Genomic DNA, 22,973 nt, shown 5'->3' with positions numbered 1-22,973 from the left:
GTCAGCAATCGCGAGCAAGCTCACTCCTACAGGGGTGTTCACAACAACCCAGGCAACCCCTGCTCCAGCTCGGCAAAGCGGCTCTTGAGCATCGAATGCAACTGCTGCACCGCAGGGGAAAACTGCTTGCGGTGGGGATAAACCAGATTGACCGGGGCAGGCTCGCCTGCGTAATCCGACAGCAGCAACTCCAGCCGCCCCGCCAGCACGTCTTCGCGCACATCCACCCAGGACTTATAGGCAATCCCCTCACCGCTCACCGCCCAGCGCCTGACCAGATCGGCGTCGTCAGTCATCAGCGGCCCGGACACTGTGAACACTCGCCCGCCCACCGGCCATTTGTCATAAACACGGCCGTTGAGGATGTATTGCAGGCAGTCATGGCGCAGCAGATCTTCCGACTCCATTGGCCGGCCCTTGCGCGCCAGGTAATCCGGCGAGGCCACCAGCACCCGACGATTCCAGGGCGCCAGCGGCAAAGCGATGTAGTTGGCGTCTTCGATCACGCCGCTGCGGATCGCCACGTCCACCGGATCCCGGAACAGGTTGACCACCTGATCGGACACGAACAATCGCAGATTGAGCGCCGGGTGCAGCCGGCGAAATTCGGTCATCCAGCCCAGCAGCACATTGCGCCCCAGGTCGGATGGCATCGCCACCTGCAAAGTGCCCTGCAACTCGGCACTTTCGCGACGCAGTTTTTCCCGGCCTTCTTTCAGGGTGTCCAGCACGCTGCGGGCGGTGGGCAGGTACTGCTCGCCCTCGGCGGTCAGGCGCAGGCTGCGAGTCGAGCGGGCGAACAGGCGGATATCCAGCTCGCGCTCAAGGCGCTTGATCGCTGCAGCCACCTGCCCGGGCAGCAGGTCCACCTCGCGGGCGGCGTTGGAAAAGCTGCCCAGCGCGGCGGTACGTACAAAAAGGGCAAGATCGTCGATGCGGATCATTTTCACTCCAAGGGTGAAAGTCTTGACGAATTTTGCCTGTTTTTCTTGTCAGTTGAGAAGAACACAATGGCTCCATCTTCTGAACATCCATCGCAGCCTTCAATGAGAGAACGCCATGAAAGCCATCGCCTTTACCCAGCACGGCCTGCCCATCGAAGATCCACAGGCTCTGATCGACATGGACCTGCCCAAACCCGCCCCGGGTCCGCGCGACCTGCTGGTGGAAGTACGGGCCATTTCGGTGAACCCGGTGGACACCAAGATTCGCGCCGGCTCGGCCGCCACCGAACCGAAAGTGGTGGGCTGGGACGCCGTCGGCGTGGTGCGCGAAACCGGCAGCGACGTCACCCTGTTCAAGGCCGGTGACGAGGTGTTCTACGCCGGCTCCATCGCCCGCCCCGGCAACTACAGCGAATTCCATCTGGTGGACGAGCGCATCGTCGGCCACAAACCAGAATCCATCGACAACGCCCACGCGGCGGCGCTGCCCCTGACCTCGATCACCGCATGGGAATTGCTCTTCGACCGCCTGGGGGTACAGGAAGGTGCGGGCGAAGGCGACAGCCTGTTGATCATCGGCGCAGGCGGCGGCGTGGGCTCGATCCTCGTCCAGTTGGCCCGTCAATTGACCAAGCTGACCGTCATTGGCACCGCCTCGCGCCCTGAAACCGCCGAATGGGTCAAAGGCCTCGGCGCGCACCACGTCATCGACCACAGCCAGCCGCTGGTGGCGCAACTGGAAAAGATCGGCGTCGGCCAGGTCAGCCATGTCGCCAGCCTCACCCACACCGACAGCTACTTTGCGCAACTGATCGACGCCCTGCGCCCGCAGGGCAAGCTGGCGCTGATCGACGATCCGAAAACCCTCGACGTGGTGCCGATGAAACGCAAGGCGCTGTCGCTGCACTGGGAACTGATGTTCACCCGCTCGCTGTACGAAACCCCGGACATGATCGCCCAGCACGAACTGCTCAACCGCGTCTCGACGCTGATCGATCAGGGCGTGCTGAAAACTACCCTCGGCGAGCACTTCGGCACCATCAACGCACAAAACCTGCGCCGTGCCCACGCAGTGATCGAGAGCGGCAAGGCGCGCGGCAAGATCGTGCTCGAAGGCTTCTGATCCGCCTGTTCAACTGACCTGCTGCATGTGAAGATCGGCGCCGTTTTCGGTGCCGGCTCACGGCTGCGCCCAATCGTTTTCTTGTTACTTTTTACCCAGGAGATTCCCCGTGCAACTCACCGCACTCGCCAAATCCCGCTACACCACCAAAGCCTACGACAACAGCCGCAAGATCCCGCAGGAGAGCATCGACACCCTGCTCGACCAGTTGCGCCACAGCCCTTCGTCGGTGAATTCGCAGCCGTGGCACTTCATCGTCGCCTCGGACGAGCAAGGCAAGGCGCGCGTGGCCAAGGGCGCGGAAGGCGGTTTTGCCTACAACGAAAGCAAGATCCTCAATGCCTCCCACGTGATCGTGCTGTGCACCCGCACCGAGATGACCGAAGAGCACCTGCAAACCGTGCTGGCCCAGGAAGAGCAGGACGGCCGCTTCCCCAACGCCGACGCCAAGGCCGGGCAGGACAACAGCCGCCGCGGCTACGTGAACATGCACAAGCACGACACCAAGGACGTGCAGCACTGGATGGAAAAGCAGACCTACCTGGCGCTGGGCACCCTGCTGTTGGGCGCTGCTTCGCTGGGCCTGGATGCAACGCCGATGGAAGGCTTCGACTTCAAGAAACTGGACGCGGAACTGGGCCTGCGCGAGCAAGGCTTCACCAGCCTGGTGATCGTCGCGCTGGGCTATCGCAGCGAGACGGACTTCAACGCCAAGCTGCCCAAGTCGCGTTTGCCCGCCGAAACAGTATTCACACATCTGTAATCACCCCGATCCCGGCATCAACGCAACCCTGTAGGAGTGAGCTTGCTCGCGATTTCTGACTGCCAGACGCTAGGTGGCAACTGAACGGACGCCATCGCGAGCAAGCTCACTCCTACAGAAATCTCAAACGCCCGGCAGTTGTGCTGGCACCCCGAACAACTGATAATCGCTCTCATTACCTGTTGCGATTATTTTCGTTATGCCGCCCGCCGATCTCCTCGCTTCGCCCGCCCCCGGCAACGCCGCCCTGCGCCAGCACATCCTTGTGCAGTTGTTCGGCGATCATCATGGCTGGTTGCTGGATCGTCTGCGGGCGCGGCTGGGCTGTCGTCATGATGCCGCCGACATGGCCGCCGAAACCTTTGTGCAAGTGGTGGCGATGCCCGCGCCGCAGTCGATTCGCGAGCCCCGTGCGCTGCTGACCACCATCGCCAAACGCCTGATGTACGACACCTGGCGCCGACGCGATCTGGAGCGCGCGTACCTCGATGCCCTCGCCGCGCAACCCGAAGCCGTCGAGCCCTCCCCCGAAGAACGCGCGCTGACCATGGAAAGCCTGATGGCCATCGACGCCCTGCTCGACGGTCTGTCGCCCCGGGCGCGAACGGCGTTTCTGTGCAGCCAGCTCGACGGCATGAAATACGCCGACATCGCGCAGATGATCGGCGTATCGACCATCCGCGTGCGCCAGTACGTCGCCAAGGGCCTGCGCCTTTGCTGCAGCGAGCTGTTCGAGCAATGAACCCGCCGCGCTCCGCCCTCGAACAAGCCATCGAATGGACCGCCTGCCTGCGCGACGAATCCGCCCTGCCCGACGAGCGCCGCGCCTTCGAGCGCTGGCTGCACGCCGACCCGGCCAACGCGCAAGCCTGGCAAAAGGTTCAGGGCCATGTGCAGCGTACGCTGTCCCCTGTGGATAACCTCGCCCGCCGCACACTTCAAGCGCCACGCCCCAGCCGTCGTCATCTGTTGCGCGGCGCGCTGGCCATTGCGGGTATTGGCTTGGGCGGTCGTCTGCTCAGCCAACCGGGCATGCCGCTGGCGGAATTCGGCGCGGATCTGCGCACCGGCACCGGCGAGCGCCTGAGCCGTACATTGATCGATGGCAGCCGTATCGTGCTCGATGCGCAAAGCGCGGTGGACGTCGACTTCAATCCAGACCAGCGCCTACTGCGCCTGCGTGCCGGCAAGATCATCGTCGACGCAGCCCAGGAAGACCGCCCCCTTCAGGTGCTCACCGAATTTGGCTGCGTACAGGCCAGCGGCGCGCGGTTCATGGTGGCCTGTGGTGAAACCTCAAGCCGCGTCTGGGTGAATCAATCCAGCGTGACGGTCATCAGCCGCAGCGGCGCGACGACACAACTGCCGGCCGGACATGGCGCTCAATTCAACGACCGCATCGAACTGCTCGGCGCTAACCGCAGCGGTGAAGCCAGCTGGCAGGATGGCTGGCTGAACGTGGTCGACTGGTCTCTGGGTGAGGTGCTCGACGCGTTTCGCCCTTATCGCAAAGGGATCCTTAGGGTCAGCCCGCAGGCCGCGCGCTTGCGGGTGTCCGGCGGGTTCTCGCTGGACCACAGCAATCGAGCCCTCAGTGCGCTGGAGCAGACCATGCCCCTGCGCATCAACCGGTTTGGCGATTGGTGGGTCAGCGTCGAGTTGGCGTGATCTTGAAGTCATCGCAACTGCCAAGTTATGCACAACCCTGTAGGAGTGAGCTTGCTCGCGATAGCGGAGTGTCAGACATCTACAAAGCATCCGAACGGACGCCATCGCGAGCAAGCTCACTCCTACAGGAAATACGCACATCCCTCGAGTTTTTTCATATTGCCTATATCGCTTTTTCGGTCTCGTTGGACATACCCCATGAACCGCTCATTCATGCGACTGCCAATGGAGCCCGAGTCATGTCCCGCCGTACCCGTAACGCCTTTCGTCTGAACCCGCTGCGCGCCGCCCTGCTGCTGGGCCCGCTGGCCTTGAGCAGCCAGATGCTGCTGGCCGCAAGTTTCGATCTGCCGGCCGCCAGCCTGAGTTCGACCCTGGGACGCATCGCCCAACAGAGCGGTCGCGAGATCGTCTACGATCCGTCGCTGGTGGCCGGCCATCAAGCGCCTGCCGTACACGGCGACATGAGCACCGAACAGGCGATCAGCCAGGCACTGTCCGGTTCCGGGCTGGGTCTTGAAACCACCAGCGGCGGCACTCTGACGCTCAAGCGCCTGCCTGCGGGCGCGGTCAACCTCGGCGCCACCACCATCGACGGCATCTCAAACAGCGACAGCGAAAACGGCGACCACAGCTACGTCGTCACACGCAGCGTGGGCGCGACCAAGACCGACACCCCGCTGGACGAAGTCCCACAATCGATTTCGGTCGTCAGCCGCAAGCAGATGAACGATCAGGCCGTGCAGGACGTCAGCCAGGCCGTGCGCTACACGCCGGGCATCTACGGCGAATACACCGGCGCCAACAACTCCCGCGAGCAGTTTCGCGTGCGCGGCTTCTCGCCCTATGTGTTTCAGGACGGCCTGATGCTGCCCTACGGCGAAAGCGGCCAGGGCGGCATGTCCGAGCCCTACGGCCTGCAAAGCATCGAGGTACTGCGCGGCCCCAGTTCCATGCTCTACGGCCAGAGCCGTCCGGGCGGGCTGATCAACCTGACCAGCAAACTGCCGACCGCAACGCCCCTGCATGAAGTGCAGATCCAGGGCGGCAGCCACGACTTGAAGCAAGGCGCCTTCGATTTCGGCGGCCCGCTGGACGATCAGGGCGTGTGGAGCTATCGCCTGACAGGCTTGGTAAAGGACAGCGGCACCCAGGTCGATCACGTCGACAACAACCGCAACTTCATCGCCCCGGCCCTGACCTGGCGCCCCAACGACGACACCTCGCTGACGCTGCTCGCGCAATATCAGCGCGACTGGGGCGGCACCACCGAGCAGTACTACCCGCAGAAAGGCTCGCTGAACGGCTCGCCCTGGGGCCACATCGGCAGCGACACCCTGCTGGGTGACCCGGACTACGACCAGATGCGCCGCGAAAGCTTCCAGCTCGGCTACCTGTTCGAGCATCACTTCAACGACACCTGGACCGTTCGTCAGAACCTGCGCTGGAGCAAGGTCAACGTGCAGAACCGCTCGGCGTTCAACAACGGTTATGTGAGTGCTACCAGCCCGGTGCTGGCGCGGCTGGCGTCGGACATCAAGCGCAACATCCAGATTTTCAACGTCGACAACCAGGCCCAGGCCAACTTCACCACCGGCGCCCTGGACCATACGCTGCTGATAGGTGTGGATTTCCGCCGCAGCGCCCTGGACAACGACGTGGTCAACGGCAGCTTCACCTCGATCAACCCGTATAACCCGACCTACGGCGGTAGCGTCAGCAACCAGTACGTGGGTCGCGACATGTATCAGGTGCAGAAACAGACCGGCGTCTATTTCCAGGACCAGATCAAGCTCGACCACTGGATCCTGACCCTGGGCGGGCGTTACGACTGGGCCAAGGCCGACAGCGCGTTCCGCCCGGACCGCGCCAACCCGACCAATCGCGACATCAAGCAGGATGACGAGAAAGGCACCTGGCGCGCGGGGCTGGGTTATCTGTTCGACAACGGCGTGATGCCGTACTTCAGCTACTCCCAGTGGTTCGACCCGACGCTCAACACCAGCGTCAGCTCGACCACGCCGATCTTCAAGCCCACCGAGGGCGAGCAGTATGAAGCAGGCGTGAAGTACCAACCGCCGGGCCAGGAAAGCTACATCACGGCCTCGGTGTACAAGCTGACCCAGCAGAACCTGACCACGGTTGACCCGGCTGACACGCGCAACACTGTGCAGATCGGCGAGGCCGAGACGCGAGGCTTCGAACTGGAGGGCAAGGCCGCGCTGACGCCGAATCTGGATGTGCTGGCTTCGTACACCTACACCGACAGCGAAGTGACCAAGTCCGGCTACATCACCTCGGCGTACACCGATAAAGGTAATGAACTGCCGTTTACGCCGCGTCATCAGGCCTCGACCTGGCTGGACTACACCTTCCGCGAAGGCCCTCTGGATGGCTTCGGTGTGGGAGTGGGTGCGCGATACACCGGGGCGGTCTGGGGCAGCAGCGGCAGCTCGCCGAGCGCTTCGCTCAACCGCATCAAGACCGGCAACGTGACCGTGGCTGACGCAGCGATCCATTACGACCTGGGCAAGCTCGCCCATGACCTGCAAGGCACTCGCGTGTCGGTCAACGCCGCGAACCTGTTCGACAAGGACTACGTGACAGCCTGCACCAACCCGACCGCCTGCTACTACGGCCCGCGCCGCAACGTCATCGCCACCGTGACCTACGACTGGTAATCCCCCCGTAGCAGCACGGCTTGCCGGCGGGAGCGCCCTCTAAATCGCCCCCGCCGGCAAGCCGTGCTGCTACGCGGACCGCGCCGGTCACGGGCTCCGGGATCAACGCAAAACCTGTAGGAGTGAGCTTGCTCGCGATTGCTGACTGCCAGACGCCACGTAGCAACTGAACGGACGCAATCGCGAGCAAGCTCAATCCTACAGGGGCGTGGCGATTCGGCGCAGGCCTGCGCTACACCTCCCATCCGGCACCTCTCATTTGCCCCAGGCCCCACGCTCTGCTAGTGTCGCGCCGGTTTAACGTCTACCGGGATAGCCGCCATGGCCCGCAAGAAAGCTGCACTGGATTTCGAACAGTCCCTCACGGATTTGCAAACGCTGGTCGAGCGTCTGGAGAACGGCGAGCTGTCGCTGGAAGACTCGTTGACCGCCTTCGAACAAGGCATCCGCCTGACCCGCGAGTGTCAGAGCGCACTGGCCCAGGCCGAGCAGAAGGTTCAGGTCCTGCTCGAGCGCGATGGCGAACTGGCCGAGGAACCCTTCGACGCGGAACAGCCAGAATGATTGCCGAGTACCAGGCCCTCAGTCAGGCCCGCGTCAATGCGGCGCTGGACACCCTGTTCACCGCTCCTGCTCCTGAATTGACAAGGCTCTACGAAGCCATGCGCTACAGCGTCACCAATGGCGGCAAGCGCGTGCGCCCGCTGCTGGTCTACGCGGCCTGCGAAGCCCTGGGTGGCAACGCCGAACAGGCCAACGGCGCAGCCTGTGCGGTCGAGTTGATCCACGCCTACTCGCTGGTTCACGACGATCTGCCGGCCATGGACGACGACGACCTGCGTCGCGGCCTGCCGACCACCCACAAGGCGTTCGACGAAGCCTGCGCGATTCTCGCCGGTGATGGCCTGCAAACCCTGGCGTTCAGCGTGCTGAGCGACGCCAGGCTGACCCCGCAGGACGCCGAGACCCGCCTGAAGATGGTCGCCACCCTCGCTCACGCCGCAGGGCCTGCCGGGATGGTCGGTGGTCAGGCGATCGATCTGGGTTCGGTGGGGCTCAAGCTCGACCAGAAAGCCCTGGAATTCATGCACCGGCACAAGACCGGCGCGCTGATCGAGGCCAGCGTCAGGCTCGGCGCCCTGGCCAGCGGTAACGCCAGCCAGGTCCAGCTCGATTCGTTGCAGATCTACGCCCGAGCCATCGGCCTTGCGTTCCAGGTGCAGGACGACATCCTCGACGTCGAGAGCGATACCGCGACCTTGGGCAAGCGCCAGGGCGCCGATATTGCCCGCGACAAGCCGACCTACCCGGCTCTCCTGGGTCTGGAAGAAGCCAGGCATTACGCATTCGAACTGCGCGATCAGGCCCTGGCCGCCCTGCGACCGTTCGACGCGGCCGCCGAGCCCCTGCGCGCCTTGGCCCGTTATATCGTCGAACGTCGCAACTGATCGTTCGCACGACCGTCCGGCCAACACCAGCCCCGTAGCAGCACGGCTTGCCGGCGGGGGCGATTTCACGGACGCCCCCGCCGGCAAGCCGTGCTGCTACGGGGGTGTAGCGTTCAAGCACTCTGATTTGAGCATCCATTGGTTCCAGTTCATGGGCAGCTTGCGATGCATCAGGTAAACTGCCGCGTCTTTTACTTATAACGATTCGCCTGATGCCCACGACGTTCAAAGAGATTCCCCGCGAGCGCCCGTCCACGCCACTGCTCGACAAGGCAGCGACGCCGGACGGCCTGCGCCGGTTAGGTGAAGCCGAGCTCGAAGCCCTGGCTGACGAACTGCGCCTGGAGCTGCTCTATACCGTTGGCCAGACCGGCGGACATTTCGGTGCCGGCCTTGGCGTCATCGAACTGACCGTTGCCCTGCACTACGTCTTCGATACCCCCGATGACCGGCTGGTCTGGGACGTCGGCCATCAGGCGTATCCGCACAAGATCCTCACGGGCCGCCGCGAGCAGATGGCGACCCTGCGCCAGAAAGGCGGCGTGGCAGCGTTTCCGCGCCGCAGCGAGAGCGAGTACGACACCTTTGGCGTCGGCCACTCCAGCACCTCGATCAGCGCCGCCCTGGGCATGGCCATCGCCAATCGCCTGCAGGGCAAGGACCGCAAGGCCATCGCCGTGATCGGTGACGGCGCGCTGACTGCCGGCATGGCGTTCGAGGCGTTGAACCACGCCCCTGAAGTCAATGCCGACATGCTGGTGATCCTCAACGACAACGACATGTCGATCTCGCGCAACGTCGGCGGGCTGTCGAATTATCTGGCGAAAATTCTTTCCAGCCGCACCTACGCCAGCATGCGCGAAGGCAGCAAGAAAGTGCTGTCGCGTCTGCCGGGCGCGTGGGAAATCGCCCGTCGTACCGAAGAATACGCCAAGGGCATGCTGGTCCCCGGTACCCTGTTCGAAGAGCTGGGCTGGAACTACATCGGCCCCATCGACGGCCACGACCTGCCAACCCTGATCGCCACCCTGCGCAACATGCGTGACCTCAAGGGCCCGCAGTTCCTGCACGTGGTGACCAAGAAGGGCAAGGGCTTCGCGCCGGCCGAGGTCGATCCGATCGGCTACCACGCGATCACCAAGCTCGACCCGCTCAACGCGCCCGCCGCCGCGCCGAAAAAGGCCAGCGGCCCGAAATATTCCGGCGTGTTCGGCCAGTGGCTGTGCGACATGGCACAAGCCGACGAACGGTTGGTGGGTATCACCCCGGCGATGAAAGAGGGCTCGGATCTGGTCGCGTTCAGCGAACGCTTCCCGGACCGTTACTTCGACGTCGCCATTGCCGAGCAGCACGCGGTCACGCTGGCGGCCGGCATGGCCTGCGAAGGTAGCAAGCCGGTGGTCGCGATCTACTCGACCTTCCTGCAGCGCGGCTACGACCAATTGATCCATGACGTCGCGGTGCAGAACCTCGACGTGCTGTTCGCCATCGACCGCGCAGGCCTGGTGGGCGAAGACGGCCCGACTCACGCCGGCAGCTTCGACCTGTCGTACCTGCGTTGCATCCCCGGCATGCTGGTGATGACGCCGAGCGACGAGAACGAACTGCGCAAGATGCTCAGCACCGGTCACCTGTTCAACGGCCCTGCTGCTGTGCGTTACCCGCGCGGCACCGGCCCGAACGCTGTGATCGACAGCAGCCTTGAGCCGCTGGAAATCGGCAAGGGCATCGTTCGTCGCCAAGGCAGCAAGGTTGCGATGCTGGTGTTCGGCGTGCAATTGGCCGATGCGCTGAAGGTAGCCGAGAAGATCGACGCCACTGTGGTCGACATGCGTTTCGTCAAGCCACTGGACGAAGCACTGGTCCGCGAAATGGCCGCCGGCCACGACCTGCTGGTGACCATCGAAGAAAACGCCATCATGGGTGGCGCGGGCGCGGCGGTCAGCGAGTTCCTGGCGCGGGAGAACATTCTCAAGTCCGTGCTGCACCTGGGCTTGCCGGATGTCTACGTCGAACACGCCAAACCTGCGCAGATGCTCGCCGAGTGCGGGCTGGATGCGGACGGGATTGAAGCGTCGATCAACGCGCGCCTGGCTGACCTGTAACGTTCTATTCCTGTAGGAGTGAGCTTGCTCGCGATAGCGTCATATCAGACACACAGAAGTCGTGTGACGTGATGCTATCGCGAGCAAGCTCACTCCTACAGGTTCTTGCGGTAACGTCATGATTTTTTCTCGCATTGCCCTCGCTCTATCCCTGCTGCCATCCACCCAAGCCTTCGCCGACCTGCCCGACCGCGAAAACGCCCTGAAGCTGCCTGACGTCCTGATCAGCGCCAACCGCCAGGTCGAGGAACGGGATGCCAGCACCGCCGCCAACACCGTATTCACCCGAGCAGACATCGAACGCCTGCAACCGACCAGCGTCACCGACCTGCTCAACCGCGTGCCTGGCGTGCAGGTGGCGCCAAGTGGCGGGCGCGGCAGCCTGCCAGGAATCTATATCCGCGGGACCAAGGCCGCCCAGAGCCTGGTGCTGGTCGACGGCCAGCGGATCGCCAACGCCACGTCGGCCGACAGCGCCCTGCAATACCTCAACGTCGATCAGGTGGAGCGCGTCGAAGTGCTGCGCGGTTCGCGCTCAGTCGTTTACGGTGCGGACGCCATCGGCGGGGTGATCCAGATCTTCACCCGCCGAGGCGCCGAACAGGGCCTGCAAGCCCGGCTGCACACCGGTTTCGGCAATCGCGGCACCACACAGAACAGCCTTGGCCTGTCGGGCGGCGATGCCCGGACCCATTTCAACCTGAGCACCAGCCTGGAGCAAACCGATGGCATCGACCGAACCGGTCCGTCCTTCGCCAGCGACGCCGATCACGACGCCTATCGAAACAAGTCGTACAGCCTGAACCTGAGCCACTGGTTGAGCGATGACGTGGAAATCGGCTTCAACGCGCTCGACAACAAGGGCAAGACCGAACTCGACAACCCGTTTGGCCTGTTCGACCCGGTCACGTTCAACACCGTCGGCCAGCAGCAATACAGCGACTTCGAGCTGAGCAGCCTGGGCACCTACCTGGACGCGCGAATCAACGAGCGCTGGAAAACCCGCCTGGAACTGGGCCACAGCGAGAACCGCGAAAAGACCGCCGACAAGCTCAGTGACGACCGCTACGTGTTCAACACCTACCGTGACTCGGTGAACTGGCAGAACGACCTGACGCTGGACGACCGCAACAGCCTGATGCTCGGCGCGGACGGGTACGAAGATCGGGTCAACAGCAGCACAACCTTCGACGAAGACAGCCGCTGGAACCGCGCAGCCTTCGTTCAGCACCGCTACAAGGGTGATGGCTTCTCGACGGAACTGGGCCTGCGCCACGATCAGAACCAGCAGTTCGGCAGCCAGAACACCTGGAGCGGCACGCTGACCGTACCCCTCGACGACGCCAACGACGTGCTGCTTTCCTACAGTGAAGGCTTCCGTGCGCCGACATTCAACGATCTGTATTACCCAGGCTTCAGCAACCCGAATCTCAAACCCGAGCACTCGAAAAGCTACGAGGTGCAATGGCGCAGCCGTTTGAGCGAAACCAGCAAGCTGGAGGCGTCGCTGTACCGAACCGACCTTGAAGACGCCATTGCACTGGATGCCGATTTCAGCCCGCAGAACATCGGCTCCGCGCGAATCAACGGTTTTGAAGCATCGCTGGAACAGCAACTGTTCGGCTGGACCGGCAAACTCGGCGCCTCGATCATCGACCCGCGCGACCGCGACACCGGCCACACGCTGAATCGCCGTGCACGCCGGACCGTGAACCTGGACCTGGACCGCCAGTTCGACCGCCTCGGCGTCGGCGCCAGCTGGCAGGCGGTGAGCGACAGCTACAACGACGAGGCCAACACCCAGCACATCGGCGGCTATGGGCTGTTTGGCCTGCGCAGCAGCTGGAAGGCCAGTGATGAGGTGAAACTGGAGTTCAAGCTGGATAACGCCTTGGACCAGCGCTACAGCCGCGCGCTGTACAGTTTCGATGGCAGCAATTACGGGTACCGCGAAGAGGGGCGGACGTGGATGTTCGGGGTGACCTGGACGCCGGAGTTGTAGGCTCCCCCCCTGTAGGAGCGCGCTTGCCCGCGACGGCGGTATCCCTGTGCCATCTGATGTGTCTGACGCACCGCAATCGCGGGCAAGCGCGCTCCTACAATCGTTCGCTCATCGCTCGGGAGAGAGGGTTTCACACAACTTCGCCACCGCCCCCAGCATCTGCCCACTTGGCCGCTCGATGCCTTTATCCGGTACCACCAGCAGCCGGGCTTTGAGCGACGGCCAGGCTTTCCAGATATCCAGCTGGGACGCCGAGCCGGCCACCACCACTTCGGGATTACGCTGCAGCACCGCTTCCAGACTGACCTGCGGCGCGGGCTGGGCGAGGTCGGAAAACAGGCTGCGCGCCCCGCACACCTTCAGCGCATCGCTGATGATCTGCCCGCCGCCCACGGTGTACAGCGGCTGATCCCACACCTGATAGAACACACTGGTCGGCGTCTGCCGTCGATAGCGTGTTCTCAGATCAGCAAGCCGTTGACGAAAATCCCCTGCCACCTGCTGCCCCTGCTCGGCCCTACCAAGGCGCTCGCCGATCTGCCCGATCTGCTCGGCCAGTTGATCCAGCGTATGCGGCTCGGCGGTAAAGGTGGGGATGTTCAGGCGCTGCAACTGGTCGCGCTGGGCCGCACTGACGCTGCCCGGCCACAGCAGCAACAAATCGGGGCGCAGGGCGAGCACCTGTTCCATGTTCAACTGGCCGTAACGCCCCACCGAAGGCACACCCGCAACCTGGGCGGGGCGTTCGCCACCATCGAGCACGCCGACCAACCGATCGGCAGCGCCCAGTTCGATCACGATTTCCGTCAGAGAAGGCGCGAGGCTGACCACGCGCTCGGCGGCGTTGACCTGCCAGGCAGTCACCAGCAGCAGACAGCCGAGAACGCGGCGCATCAGGCCAACTGGCGAGGAATGCGGTACAGGGAAAGCAGAATGACGCTGGACAGCGCCAGGAGGGCCAGGGGAACGGCCTCAAGGTCCGCGAACACCGCCAGCGCGGCGATCCACGCAGGCAACCCGGCAAACAGGAACGCCATGCGTCGATCAGCCGCCAGCCGCAGCCAGGCGGCTGGCTCGTCCGGGGTGTCGAGGGCTTTCTGGGTTCTGATCAAGGCGCGCTTGTAGACACCAAACGGCTTGATGCTGAGGAACATCGAGGCCACGCCTGCGATGAACAGCGGCATGGCGAACACCGACGGGCTGACCGGCCCCTCATCGCTGCTCAGGAACAGGCACACCACCAGCAACGGCGCCAGCGTCAGCGCCAGTTGCCGCCACCACGCCAGCGCCAGACGACGGCGCACATTGCCCCGTGTCACGCGGGATCGACCTCGCTCTGATGCTCGTTGCCCATCATGTGGCCGAGCTTGCCGGCCTTGGTGGCCAGGTACAGCTTGTTGTGCGGGTTGTGGCCGGTGTGCAGCGGCACGCGCTCGGCAACGTTGATGCCCATGTCGGTCAAGGCTTTGACCTTGCGTGGATTGTTGGTCATCAGACGCAGGGATTTCACGCCCAGATGCTCGAGCATCGGCAGGCAGATGGCGTAGTCGCGCTGATCGGCGGCGAAGCCCAGGCGTTCGTTCGCTTCGACGGTGTCGGCACCGCCGTCCTGCAATTCATAGGCACGGATCTTGTTCATCAGACCGATACCACGCCCTTCCTGGCGCAGATACAACAGAACGCCGCGACCTTCGGCGGCAATGGCGCGCAAGGCGGCTTCAAGTTGCGAGCCGCAGTCGCAACGCTGGCTGAACAAGGCATCGCCTGTCAGGCATTCGGAATGCACGCGCCCCAGGACTGGAGCGCCATCCGACACATCACCCAGGCTGAGAACGACGTGTTCGCGACCGGTTTCCTCTTCGAGGAAGCCGTTCATTTTGAAAGTGGCAAAAGGGGTAGGCAGCTTGGAAGCCGCGACAAATACGACGGGCACCGTGTGCTCCTGATCAGTATGAGGACTGGAAATTAGCAAGGCCGCATTGTAACAGCAGGCTTCGACAGGCGCTTAGGCTGAATTGTCGGCCATTCAGATCAACATGTTCGATCATTGCTTGACCTTCGCCTTGACGCGGACTTCGTCGGCATCGAATGGATAAGGCTGTTTCCACTTCGCGAAGATCGGCCGCAGCTTGCCGGATTGCACCAGCCTGGCCATCCGTTCATCGAAGATGTCACGCAGCGCACGGCCCCGCTCGTTGTCTGCAAAGCTCAGGAACAGCGGAATGGCCGTAAGGTATGTCGTGCGAAAACGCTGCGGCTCCTTCGTCTGCCCGAGGATGAAGTCCACCTCGGGCCTGGCGTCGATGTACAGGTCGGCGCGGCCGTGATCGAGCATCGAAAGGATATGGTCCCGCCGGGCCACTTCGTTGAAGTGCTGGACATTGGGCAGGTAGTGCTGGAATTCATAGCCCCGCACCCAGGCCAGGCGATAACTGCCCAGCGAAGCCAGGGTCGGCGCCGGATTGGACGCCAGGCCCAGGGCGTAGATTTCGTCAGTGTCGTAGTGCCACTTCGGATACAGCGTGCCTTCGACTTCATTCTCGTAGGCACCGACCCAGGCATCCGCCTCGCCCCGCTGCACCAGGCCAACGGCGCGGGTGTAGGGTTCGATGCGCGAGGCGACCTTGATCCCGGCTGGCTCGAACACCTCGCGCATCAGGTCCCAGCCCAGCCCGGTGCCGTCCGCCTCGGTGTAGGCATTCCACTGCTCGCTGACCAGCACGATGTCCTTGGGCTTGTCGGACGAAGCCTGGGCCGATACCAGCCCGGCAACCATCCAGCAACCCGCCACCAACGCCGAAAGGCCAGCCAGCCACTTCACACCCACGCGCCCCATGAGCCGTTTCCTATATGACGCCCCACACCCAGACTAGACCCTGCATCGCCAACCACGCAAAAACCCCGGCCAGTACATCGTCGAGCATGATGCCGACGCCGCCGTGAACATGCTTGTCGACCCAATGGATGGGCCAAGGTTTGAGAATGTCGAAAAACCGGAACACCAAAAAGCCCACCAGCAGCCAGACCCAGCCTTCGGGCACCAGCCACAGGGTGATCCACATGCCGACCATTTCGTCCCAGACGATGCCTTCGTGATCGTGCACCCGCAGATCGTCCGCCACCTTGCCGCACAGCCAGAAGCCGAACAGCATGGTGATGCCCAGCATCAGCCAGTAGCCCCAGTCCGGCAGCATCTGCCACAGCGGAATGAATGGCACTGCAACCATCGAGCCCCAGGTGCCGGGCGCCTTGGGCAAGGTGCCGGAGCCGAAGCCGAAGGCCAGGAAATGCCAGGGGTTGGTCCATACCGACGGCGGAACGTTTTCCGCCGGGACCTGGTTAGGATGATCTGTCACCGTGTCTCCCGAAAATGTTGATAACCCCGAGTCAACGGAGTGACGTCCTGCCCATGCTCGTCGATCAGTGTGACGCCCTGCCCTTCGACCACCCGGCCGATCATGTGGACCGGCCAGCCAGCGGCGAGCAGGTCAGGCAGGCATGATGCCGGGAGCGTGAACGCGAGTCTGTAGTCATCGCCGCCACTGAGCGCAGCATTCAGCGCCTGGTCTGCGCCGAAAAATGCCAGCAGCGCGTCAGACATCGGCACTTTGTCCCGCTCTATCAGCAAGCGTACGCCCGATGCCAATGCGATATGCCCGCAATCGGCGAGCAGTCCGTCGGAGATGTCCAGCGCCGCGCTGGCCTTGCCACGCAGCGCCATGCCCAGTTCAAGCTGCGGCTGGGGGGACCAGTAGCGCGCCAGCAGCGCCTCTGCGGTAGACGCCTGTGTCGTGCGCTGGTTCAACACCAGCGGCAGTGCCCCGGCGCCGTCGCCCAAGGGCCCGCCGACGCACAGCAGGTCCCCCGGCCGCGCGCCACCGCGGGTCAGCGCCAGGCCTTTGGGCACCGAGCCGAACACCGTCACGGTCAGGCTCAGAGGCCCGCGCGTGGTGTCGCCGCCGATCAGCCGCATCGAGCAAGCCTGGGCCATCTCGTTCAAACCACGGGCGAACGCTGAAAGCCAGGCAGCAGAAACGTCCGGCAGGGTCAGGGCAAGGGTGAATGCGAGGGGTTTGGCGCCCATGGCCGCCAGATCGCTGGCAGAGACGCCCAGGGCACGCTGGCCCAGCAGGAAAGGATCGCAGGCGTCGGGGAAATGCACCCCGGCCACCAGCGTGTCGGTGGACACCGCCAGCTGTTCGCCCGGCGGCACCGACAACAGGGCGCAGTCGTCGCCAATCCCCAATGCAACACCTTCGCCCGGCTGCGCGCAGGGCGCAGCGGCGAAGTAGTTGCGGATCAGCTCGAACTCGCCCATGGCATCAAACACTCAAGGTTCTGGAGATACCCAGACGCCTCAGCGCTTGTTGGCCTTGACTTCGACTTCGCGCAGACGCGGAGCCAGCTTGTCGAGCACGCCGTTGACGAACTTGTGGCCGTCGGTGGAACCGTAGACCTTCGCAAGCTCGATGCCTTCGTTGATGACCACGCGGTATGGCACGTCGATGCGTTCCATCAGTTCCCAGGTGGACAGGCGCAGAACGGCCAGTTCAACCGGGTCCAGCTCGTCGATGGTCAGGTCCAGGCACGGCGCCAGCGCGGTGTCGATCTGGTCTTTCCTGGTCGGTACACCGTGAAGAATTTCACGGAAATACGCGCCATCGACGTCGGTGAAATCGTTATCGACGCGAAATTGCGCTTCGATTTCGTTCAGCGATTGCTTGGCCATGTGCAGTTGATACAGGGCCTGGGTCGCCAACTGACGTGCAGCACGGCGCTTTTCACTTTTCGATGGCTTGCCGGCGTCCGCAGGGCGCGGATCGCGTGGGTTGAAGCGATCGCTTTCGTCGTTAATCACTTGGCCTCCAACTGCGCCAACAGGCTGACCATCTCGATGGCGGACAGGGCAGCTTCAGCGCCTTTGTTACCGGCCTTGGTGCCGGAACGTTCGATGGCTTGTTCGATGGAATCGACGGTCAGCACGCCAAAGGCGACCGGTACGCCGAACTCCATGGACACCTGGGCCAGGCCCTTGGTGCATTCGCCAGCCACGTATTCGAAGTGCGGAGTGCCGCCACGGATCACGGCGCCCAGGGCGATGATCGCGGAGAATTCGCTGCGCTGGGCGACTTTCTGCACCACCAGCGGGATTTCGAACGCGCCCGGGGCACGGATGATGGTGATGTCGCTTTCGCTCACGCCATGGCGAACCAGGGCATCAACGGCACCGCTCACCAGGCTTTCGACGACGAAGCTGTTGAAGCGGCCAACCACCAGGGCGTAGCGACCTTGTGGGGCGATGAAGGTACCTTCGATGGTCTTCAGGGTCATTCGGCTGAGTCTCATAATTAAAGAGCAAGCGCGCATCAGGCGCGCGCTTTCAGGGATTTTAGGCCACGAATCGGCGACCGCAGGGACAAAAGCCGTGAAATCCTGAGGTTTTCACGGCCGGTGACCTGCCGGTCTTTATTCGGAGGGCACGTATTCTACAACTTCCAGATCGAAACCGGATATCGCGTTGAACTTCATTGGCGAACTCATCAGGCGCATTTTGCGAACGCCCAGGTCGCGAAGGATCTGCGAACCCGCACCGACAGTGCTGTAGGTGGTCGGTGTCTTGACCGGCGCGGCACCTGCGGTTTCCCGCACATGGGCCAGCACCGCGTCGCCGTCGAGCGGGTGCCCGAGCAGCAACACCACGCCGCTGCCCGCCTCGGCAACCGCCGCCATTGCAGCCCGCAGGCTCCAGCGGCCGGGCTGTTTGACCATCAGCAGGTCACGCAGCGGGTCCATGTTGTGCACGCGAACCAGGGTCGGTTCTTCCGCGCAGACCTTGCCCAGGGTCAAGGCCAGGTGAACGTCGCCTTCGACCGAATCACGGTAGGTCACCAGGTTGAACTGGCCCTGTTCGGTGTCCAGCGGCTGCTCGGCAATCCGCTGAACGGTACGTTCGTGAATCATGCGGTAGTGAATCAGGTCGGCGATGGTGCCGATCTTGATGTTGTGCTCGGCGGCGAAGACTTCCAGTTCGGCGCGACGGGACATGGTGCCGTCGTCGTTCATCACTTCGCAGATCACGCCGGTCGGCTCGAAACCGGCCATGCGCGCCAGGTCGCACGCAGCTTCGGTGTGGCCAGCGCGGGACAGCGTACCGCCGGCCTGAGCCATCAGCGGGAAGATGTGGCCGGGGCTGACGATGTCTTCGGCCTTGGCGTCCTTGGCGGCGGCCGCCTGCACGGTGCGGGCGCGGTCGGCGGCGGAAATGCCGGTGGTCACGCCTTCGGCGGCCTCGATGGAAACGGTGAACTTGGTGCCGAAGCCCGAACCGTTGCGCGGCGCCATCAGCGGCAGCTTCAGCGCTTCGCAGCGCTCACGGGTCATGGGCATGCAGATCAGGCCACGTGCGTAACGCGCCATGAAGTTAATGTGCTCGGGCTTGACGCACTCGGAGGCCATGATCAGATCGCCTTCGTTTTCGCGATCTTCGTCATCCATCAGGATGACCATCTTGCCTTGGCGAATGTCTTCAACCAGTTCTTCGATGCTATTGAGCGCCACGCGGCACCCCCTTCATTCAGGATTTGAGGTAGCCGTTGGCGGCCAGAAAGCTTTCAGTGATGTTGCCGCCCTGGGCTGGCGTCGGGTCGGCGGCCTTGTCACCGAGCAGCAGGCGCTCCAGGTAACGCGCCAGCAGATCCACCTCAAGGTTGATCTTACGGCCCGGGCGGTAGTCGCCCATGATGGTTTCGGCCAGCGTGTGCGGGACGATGGTCAGTTCGAACTCGGCGCCATTGACCGCGTTCACGGTCAGGCTGGTGCCGTCGACGGTGATCGAACCCTTGTGCGAGATGTACTTGGCCAGCTCACGCGGGGCGCGCATGCGGAACTGGATTGCGCGGGCGTTTTCCTCGCGGGACAACACTTCGCCGACGCCGTCGACGTGGCCGCTGACCAGGTGGCCGCCCAGGCGGGTGGTCGGGGTCAGGGCCTTTTCAAGGTTCACGCGGCTGCCGGTCTTCAGATCGACGAACGCAGTCACGTCGAGGGTTTCGCGGCTGACATCAGCCCAGAAACCGTCGCCCGGCAGTTCCACGGCGGTCAGGCACACGCCGTTGACTGCGATGCTGTCGCCGAGCTTGACGTCGGAGAGGTCGAGTTTGCCGGTCTCTACATAAACGCGGACATCGCCGCCTTTGGGAGTGATGGCGCGGATGCTGCCGATGGATTCGATGATGCCGGTAAACATGGGTCCTCCAGGAGAACGGGGCCTGCGCTTTAAGCGAAAGCCGGAATTATACGCTTGGGCTCGGTGCAGGTATTGCGATGACTCGCCAATCATTTCCAACGGCGCGCATTTCGACGATTTTCAGCTCCAGCGATTCGCTCATTTGCGCCAGCGGCAGGTCCAGCAACGGACGCGCAGAAGAGCCCATGAACTTGCCGGCGACGAAAATCTGAAATTCATCCACCAACCCCAGGCGGGTAAAAGCGCCCGCAAGCTTGGGCCCGGCTTCGACCAGTACGTCGTTGACGCCCCGGTTCGCCAGTTCGACCAGCAGCTTGCGCAGGTCCACATGCCCGCCGCTGCTGGGCAGCGCCAGCAATTCATGGCCTTCGTCGCTGTAGCGTTCACGGGCCGACGCAGCCGCGCAGGTCGCGACCAGCGCGTTGCCCGCCTTGAAGAACGGTGCATCGAGGGGCACGCGCAGACGGCCGTCGATCAACACCCGCAGCGGCGGGCGCGTCACGGCCAGTGCCGTCAGTTCGGCGTTCAGGCCCAATTCGTCAGGGCGCACGGTCAGCCGCGCGTTGTCGGCCAGCACGGTATCAGCGCCGGTCAGCACCACGCTGGCCTGAGCCCGCAGACGCTGCACCGCAGAGCGCGCTTCGGGGCCGGTTATCCACTGGCTCTCGCCGCTGGCCATGGCGGTGCGCCCGTCCAGGCTCATCGCCAGCTTCACGCGCACGTACGGCAGGCCGTGTTCCATGCGCTTGAGAAAGCCTTTGTTCAGCGCTCGAGCTTCGCCTTCGAGCACGCCACTCTGCACGGCGATACCGGCGCTCATCAGGCGTAACAGGCCGCGTCCGGCGACATTGGGGTTGGGGTCCTGCATGGCGGCGACGACCCGCGCCACGCCCGCGTTGACCAACGCATCGGCGCAGGGCGGCGTGCGACCATGATGGCTGCAGGGTTCGAGGGTGACGTAGGCGGTGGCGCCGCGGGCCTTGTCGCCCGCCTGACGCAGCGCGTGGACTTCAGCGTGGGGCTCGCCTGCGCGTACGTGCCAGCCTTCGCCGACGACTTCGCCATCACGCACGATCACGCAACCCACCCGGGGGTTGGGATGGGTGGAATACACACCCTTGCGCGCCAGTTCCAGCGCTCGCGCCATGTAGGAGGCGTCGAGCACGCTTTGCTCTGCGTTGGACATGCTCACTCTTTAACCGGCTCGCGGGCCAGTCGGTCGATTTCTTCGCGGAATTCGTTGAGGTCCTGGAACCGCCGATACACCGAAGCAAAGCGGATGTAGGCCACTTCGTCGAGCTTCTGCAGCTCGCTCATCACCAGCTCCCCGACGATCAACGACTTGACCTCGCGCTCGCCGGTCGCCCGCAGCTTGCTCTTGATGTGGGCCAGGGCTGCTTCAAGGCGCTCGACGCTGACCGGGCGCTTCTCCAGCGCACGCTGCATGCCGGCTCGCAGCTTCTCTTCGTCGAAGGGCTGGCGGCTGCCGTCCTGCTTGATCAGCCTTGGCAGCACCAGCTCGGCGGTTTCAAAGGTGGTGAAACGTTCGCCACAGGCCACGCACTCGCGGCGACGGCGGACCTGATCACCTTCGGCGACCAGACGGGAATCGATGACTTTGGTGTCGTTGGCACCGCAGAAGGGACAGTGCATGGTGGCAGGCAACAAAAAAAGGGAGGGCCATGGTAGCGCATCCCGCCGGCAAGACAAGTGCGGTTCTTTGAGGTATACAGACGCCCATCCGTGTGGGGCAAAAGCCGCCACCCTCGGCGATACTGCGTCATAGCCCGCATATCCCGTTCGTTTATCGTTTTAGCTGGAGCTCTTCATGACGCTACGTACGCTCGCTGCAATTTGCCTGGCCGGCCTGCTCGCTGCCTGTAGCACCGCCGAGGCGCCCAAACCTGCGGAACCGGCCAAGCCTGCCCCCAATGCGATCAAGCTGCCTGAAGGCCCGGGCCCGCTGCTGCCGTATCAGCGCGAACTGAGCGGCCAGTTGCTGGGCGTGCCGGCGGGCGCCGAGGTGGAACTGGCGCTGATGGTCATCGACGATCGCAATCGCCCGCAAAAACTGCTGAGCAGCACCAAGCTGACCGGCAACAATCAGTCGCTGCCGTTCCAGTTGCGCTTCAACCCCGAAGCCTTCCCCGTGGGTGCGCGGGTCGAGCTGCGCGGGCGCGCCAGCCAGTCCGGCCAGTTGATCCTGCATCTGCCGTCGGTACTGATCGCCAGGCCTGAGACCCAATCGCTGGGCCAACTGCAATTCTTCAAGATGCCATGACCCCGCCGTCGCACCTTCAGGCGCAACTGAGCCAACTGCTGGGCGATGCCCGGCTGGTGGCCGAGACACTGCCGGGCACTGATCTCAAGTTATGGCTGATCGACGCGGACAACATGGACCGCGCCTTCAACCCTGAAGAAACCCGACGCATCCTCGAAGACCCGCCCTACTGGAGTTTCTGCTGGGCCAGCGGTCTTGCCTTGGCACGGTTTCTGGCCGAGCACCGGCATTGGGTCGAGGGCAAGCGCGTACTGGATTTCGGCGCGGGCTCAGGGGTTGCCGGGATTGCCGCGATGAAAGCCGGGGCCCTGGAGGTGGTGGCCTGTGATCTCGATCCGGTGGCGATCGAGGCGTGCAGGGCCAACGCTGAACTCAATGGCGTGACGCTGGGGTATTCGGCGGATTTCTTCGCCGAGGCGGACCGTTTCGATCTGATTCTGGTGGCCGACGTGCTCTACGACCGCGCCAACCTGCCGCTGCTCGATCAGTTTCTGACGCGTGGCCAGCAGGCGCTGGTGGCGGACTCGCGGGTCAAGGATTTCCAGCACCCGGCCTATAGCCGCCTGGGTATTCTCGACGCCCTGACCCTGCCGGATCTGGCCGAGCCGTGGGAGTTTCGCAAGGTCAGCCTGTACCACGCCACCCGCTGATACCCCCCGTAGGAGCGCGCTTGCCCGCGATGGCGGCGTGTCAGACACCCTCGCAACGCCTG

At 63.6% G+C, this 22,973-nt stretch carries 24 protein-coding genes; 11 read left to right on the top strand and 13 right to left on the bottom strand.

Annotated features, from left to right (window positions below; translation table 11 throughout):
• Positions 1-38: 38 nt before the first annotated feature.
• The gene (locus NPS29_RS25485) at positions 39-944 is read right to left on the bottom strand and encodes a LysR family transcriptional regulator (RefSeq protein ID WP_274136019.1); all 906 of its coding nucleotides are present in this window, start codon (positions 942-944) and stop codon (positions 39-41) included.
• A gap of 115 nt (positions 945-1,059) precedes the next feature.
• On the opposite strand from NPS29_RS25485, the gene NPS29_RS25480 reads away from it, so the two are divergent.
• From NPS29_RS25480 to NPS29_RS25440, 9 genes are all read left to right on the top strand, one after another.
• On the top strand, positions 1,060-2,067 hold the full coding sequence (locus tag NPS29_RS25480; protein WP_274136017.1) for a zinc-binding alcohol dehydrogenase family protein: 1,008 nt from the start codon (positions 1,060-1,062) through the stop codon (positions 2,065-2,067).
• 109 nt (positions 2,068-2,176) lie between these two features.
• Positions 2,177-2,830 (top strand): oxygen-insensitive NAD(P)H nitroreductase, encoded by a 654-nt coding sequence (gene nfsB / locus NPS29_RS25475; RefSeq protein ID WP_274136015.1) that lies wholly within the window; start codon positions 2,177-2,179, stop codon positions 2,828-2,830.
• A 199-nt stretch (positions 2,831-3,029) separates the two neighbouring features.
• Positions 3,030-3,572: a sigma-70 family RNA polymerase sigma factor gene (locus NPS29_RS25470; protein ID WP_274136013.1), complete on the top strand. Its 543-nt coding sequence runs from the start codon at positions 3,030-3,032 to the stop codon at positions 3,570-3,572.
• On the top strand, positions 3,569-4,498 hold the full coding sequence (locus NPS29_RS25465; protein ID WP_274136012.1) for a FecR domain-containing protein: 930 nt from the start codon (positions 3,569-3,571) through the stop codon (positions 4,496-4,498). The genes NPS29_RS25470 and NPS29_RS25465 overlap by 4 nt, the downstream gene beginning before the upstream one ends.
• A gap of 239 nt (positions 4,499-4,737) precedes the next feature.
• Positions 4,738-7,179, top strand: a complete 2,442-nt coding sequence (locus NPS29_RS25460; protein WP_274136010.1) for a TonB-dependent siderophore receptor — start codon at positions 4,738-4,740, stop codon at positions 7,177-7,179.
• Positions 7,180-7,500: 321 nt separating this feature from the next.
• The gene (locus tag NPS29_RS25455; RefSeq protein WP_062384761.1) at positions 7,501-7,743 is read left to right on the top strand and encodes an exodeoxyribonuclease VII small subunit; all 243 of its coding nucleotides are present in this window, start codon (positions 7,501-7,503) and stop codon (positions 7,741-7,743) included.
• Positions 7,740-8,627: a (2E,6E)-farnesyl diphosphate synthase gene (gene ispA, locus NPS29_RS25450; protein ID WP_274136007.1), complete on the top strand. Its 888-nt coding sequence runs from the start codon at positions 7,740-7,742 to the stop codon at positions 8,625-8,627. Before NPS29_RS25455 ends, ispA begins: the two co-directional genes overlap by 4 nt.
• A 212-nt stretch (positions 8,628-8,839) precedes the next feature.
• Positions 8,840-10,732, top strand: coding sequence for a 1-deoxy-D-xylulose-5-phosphate synthase (dxs, locus tag NPS29_RS25445; RefSeq protein ID WP_274136005.1), 1,893 nt, complete (start codon positions 8,840-8,842; stop codon positions 10,730-10,732).
• Between the two features lie 118 nt (positions 10,733-10,850).
• Positions 10,851-12,734, top strand: a complete 1,884-nt coding sequence (locus NPS29_RS25440; RefSeq protein ID WP_274136003.1) for a TonB-dependent receptor domain-containing protein — start codon at positions 10,851-10,853, stop codon at positions 12,732-12,734.
• Between the two features lie 108 nt (positions 12,735-12,842).
• Here NPS29_RS25440 and NPS29_RS25435 read toward each other — a convergent pair whose 3' ends face one another.
• The 12 genes from NPS29_RS25435 to nrdR all read right to left on the bottom strand — a co-directional run bounded on the left by NPS29_RS25435 (position 12,843) and on the right by nrdR (position 21,633).
• On the bottom strand, positions 12,843-13,628 hold the full coding sequence (locus tag NPS29_RS25435; protein WP_274136001.1) for a cobalamin-binding protein: 786 nt from the start codon (positions 13,626-13,628) through the stop codon (positions 12,843-12,845).
• Positions 13,628-14,053: an MFS transporter gene (locus tag NPS29_RS25430; RefSeq protein WP_274136000.1), complete on the bottom strand. Its 426-nt coding sequence runs from the start codon at positions 14,051-14,053 to the stop codon at positions 13,628-13,630. Before NPS29_RS25430 ends, NPS29_RS25435 begins: the two co-directional genes overlap by 1 nt.
• The gene (ribA, locus tag NPS29_RS25425) at positions 14,050-14,667 is read right to left on the bottom strand and encodes a GTP cyclohydrolase II (RefSeq protein WP_274135997.1); all 618 of its coding nucleotides are present in this window, start codon (positions 14,665-14,667) and stop codon (positions 14,050-14,052) included. Before ribA ends, NPS29_RS25430 begins: the two co-directional genes overlap by 4 nt.
• Before the next feature lie 111 nt (positions 14,668-14,778).
• On the bottom strand, positions 14,779-15,570 hold the full coding sequence (locus tag NPS29_RS25420; RefSeq protein ID WP_400608997.1) for a substrate-binding periplasmic protein: 792 nt from the start codon (positions 15,568-15,570) through the stop codon (positions 14,779-14,781).
• A 10-nt stretch (positions 15,571-15,580) separates the two neighbouring features.
• Entirely contained in the window at positions 15,581-16,090 is a 510-nt protein-coding gene (locus NPS29_RS25415) for a phosphatidylglycerophosphatase A family protein (RefSeq protein WP_108239527.1), read from the bottom strand.
• Positions 16,087-17,052, bottom strand: coding sequence for a thiamine-phosphate kinase (gene thiL, locus NPS29_RS25410; protein WP_274136030.1), 966 nt, complete (start codon positions 17,050-17,052; stop codon positions 16,087-16,089). The genes NPS29_RS25415 and thiL overlap by 4 nt, the downstream gene beginning before the upstream one ends.
• A 39-nt stretch (positions 17,053-17,091) precedes the next feature.
• The gene (nusB, locus tag NPS29_RS25405) at positions 17,092-17,592 is read right to left on the bottom strand and encodes a transcription antitermination factor NusB (RefSeq protein ID WP_274135992.1); all 501 of its coding nucleotides are present in this window, start codon (positions 17,590-17,592) and stop codon (positions 17,092-17,094) included.
• Entirely contained in the window at positions 17,589-18,065 is a 477-nt protein-coding gene (gene ribH, locus NPS29_RS25400; protein ID WP_074756916.1) for a 6,7-dimethyl-8-ribityllumazine synthase, read from the bottom strand. Before ribH ends, nusB begins: the two co-directional genes overlap by 4 nt.
• A 135-nt stretch (positions 18,066-18,200) precedes the next feature.
• On the bottom strand, positions 18,201-19,292 hold the full coding sequence (ribBA, locus tag NPS29_RS25395; RefSeq protein ID WP_274135988.1) for a bifunctional 3,4-dihydroxy-2-butanone-4-phosphate synthase/GTP cyclohydrolase II: 1,092 nt from the start codon (positions 19,290-19,292) through the stop codon (positions 18,201-18,203).
• A 16-nt stretch (positions 19,293-19,308) separates the two neighbouring features.
• Positions 19,309-19,980, bottom strand: a complete 672-nt coding sequence (locus NPS29_RS25390) for a riboflavin synthase (RefSeq protein WP_274135986.1) — start codon at positions 19,978-19,980, stop codon at positions 19,309-19,311.
• A 46-nt stretch (positions 19,981-20,026) separates the two neighbouring features.
• Entirely contained in the window at positions 20,027-21,166 is a 1,140-nt protein-coding gene (gene ribD / locus NPS29_RS25385) for a bifunctional diaminohydroxyphosphoribosylaminopyrimidine deaminase/5-amino-6-(5-phosphoribosylamino)uracil reductase RibD (RefSeq protein ID WP_274135984.1), read from the bottom strand.
• 2 nt (positions 21,167-21,168) lie between these two features.
• Positions 21,169-21,633 (bottom strand): transcriptional regulator NrdR, encoded by a 465-nt coding sequence (nrdR, locus tag NPS29_RS25380; protein WP_274135983.1) that lies wholly within the window; start codon positions 21,631-21,633, stop codon positions 21,169-21,171.
• A 175-nt stretch (positions 21,634-21,808) separates the two neighbouring features.
• Between nrdR and NPS29_RS25375 the strand changes: the two genes are divergently transcribed.
• Together NPS29_RS25375 and NPS29_RS25370 are read left to right on the top strand one after the other, a co-directional pair.
• The gene (locus NPS29_RS25375) at positions 21,809-22,261 is read left to right on the top strand and encodes a YbaY family lipoprotein (protein WP_274135982.1); all 453 of its coding nucleotides are present in this window, start codon (positions 21,809-21,811) and stop codon (positions 22,259-22,261) included.
• Entirely contained in the window at positions 22,258-22,911 is a 654-nt protein-coding gene (locus tag NPS29_RS25370; RefSeq protein WP_274135981.1) for a class I SAM-dependent methyltransferase, read from the top strand. The genes NPS29_RS25375 and NPS29_RS25370 overlap by 4 nt, the downstream gene beginning before the upstream one ends.
• Positions 22,912-22,973 lie beyond the last annotated feature (62 nt).

Origin of the sequence: Pseudomonas putida (assembly GCF_028682175.1) — a bacterium.
Lineage (GTDB): Bacteria > Pseudomonadota > Gammaproteobacteria > Pseudomonadales > Pseudomonadaceae > Aquipseudomonas > Aquipseudomonas putida_AD.
The sequence above is the reverse complement of the archived record's forward strand: the minus strand, read 5'-3'. Positions and strand labels throughout refer to the sequence as shown.

Coding starts and splice junctions, on each gene's coding strand:
- NPS29_RS25480 (WP_274136017.1), top strand. CDS start 1,060: ATGAAAGCCATCGCCTTTACCCAGCACGGCCTGCCCATCGAAGATCCA.
- NPS29_RS25435 (WP_274136001.1), bottom strand. CDS start 13,628: ATGCGCCGCGTTCTCGGCTGTCTGCTGCTGGTGACTGCCTGGCAGGTC.
- NPS29_RS25440 (WP_274136003.1), top strand. CDS start 10,851: ATGATTTTTTCTCGCATTGCCCTCGCTCTATCCCTGCTGCCATCCACC.
- ispA (WP_274136007.1), top strand. CDS start 7,740: ATGATTGCCGAGTACCAGGCCCTCAGTCAGGCCCGCGTCAATGCGGCG.
- NPS29_RS25375 (WP_274135982.1), top strand. CDS start 21,809: ATGACGCTACGTACGCTCGCTGCAATTTGCCTGGCCGGCCTGCTCGCT.
- NPS29_RS25390 (WP_274135986.1), bottom strand. CDS start 19,980: ATGTTTACCGGCATCATCGAATCCATCGGCAGCATCCGCGCCATCACT.
- nrdR (WP_274135983.1), bottom strand. CDS start 21,633: ATGCACTGTCCCTTCTGCGGTGCCAACGACACCAAAGTCATCGATTCC.
- NPS29_RS25460 (WP_274136010.1), top strand. CDS start 4,738: ATGTCCCGCCGTACCCGTAACGCCTTTCGTCTGAACCCGCTGCGCGCC.
- thiL (WP_274136030.1), bottom strand. CDS start 17,052: ATGGGCGAGTTCGAGCTGATCCGCAACTACTTCGCCGCTGCGCCCTGC.
- ribD (WP_274135984.1), bottom strand. CDS start 21,166: ATGTCCAACGCAGAGCAAAGCGTGCTCGACGCCTCCTACATGGCGCGA.
- dxs (WP_274136005.1), top strand. CDS start 8,840: ATGCCCACGACGTTCAAAGAGATTCCCCGCGAGCGCCCGTCCACGCCA.
- NPS29_RS25485 (WP_274136019.1), bottom strand. CDS start 944: ATGATCCGCATCGACGATCTTGCCCTTTTTGTACGTACCGCCGCGCTG.
- NPS29_RS25470 (WP_274136013.1), top strand. CDS start 3,030: ATGCCGCCCGCCGATCTCCTCGCTTCGCCCGCCCCCGGCAACGCCGCC.
- NPS29_RS25420 (WP_400608997.1), bottom strand. CDS start 15,570: ATGGGGCGCGTGGGTGTGAAGTGGCTGGCTGGCCTTTCGGCGTTGGTG.
- NPS29_RS25465 (WP_274136012.1), top strand. CDS start 3,569: ATGAACCCGCCGCGCTCCGCCCTCGAACAAGCCATCGAATGGACCGCC.
- NPS29_RS25455 (WP_062384761.1), top strand. CDS start 7,501: ATGGCCCGCAAGAAAGCTGCACTGGATTTCGAACAGTCCCTCACGGAT.
- NPS29_RS25370 (WP_274135981.1), top strand. CDS start 22,258: ATGACCCCGCCGTCGCACCTTCAGGCGCAACTGAGCCAACTGCTGGGC.
- ribH (WP_074756916.1), bottom strand. CDS start 18,065: ATGACCCTGAAGACCATCGAAGGTACCTTCATCGCCCCACAAGGTCGC.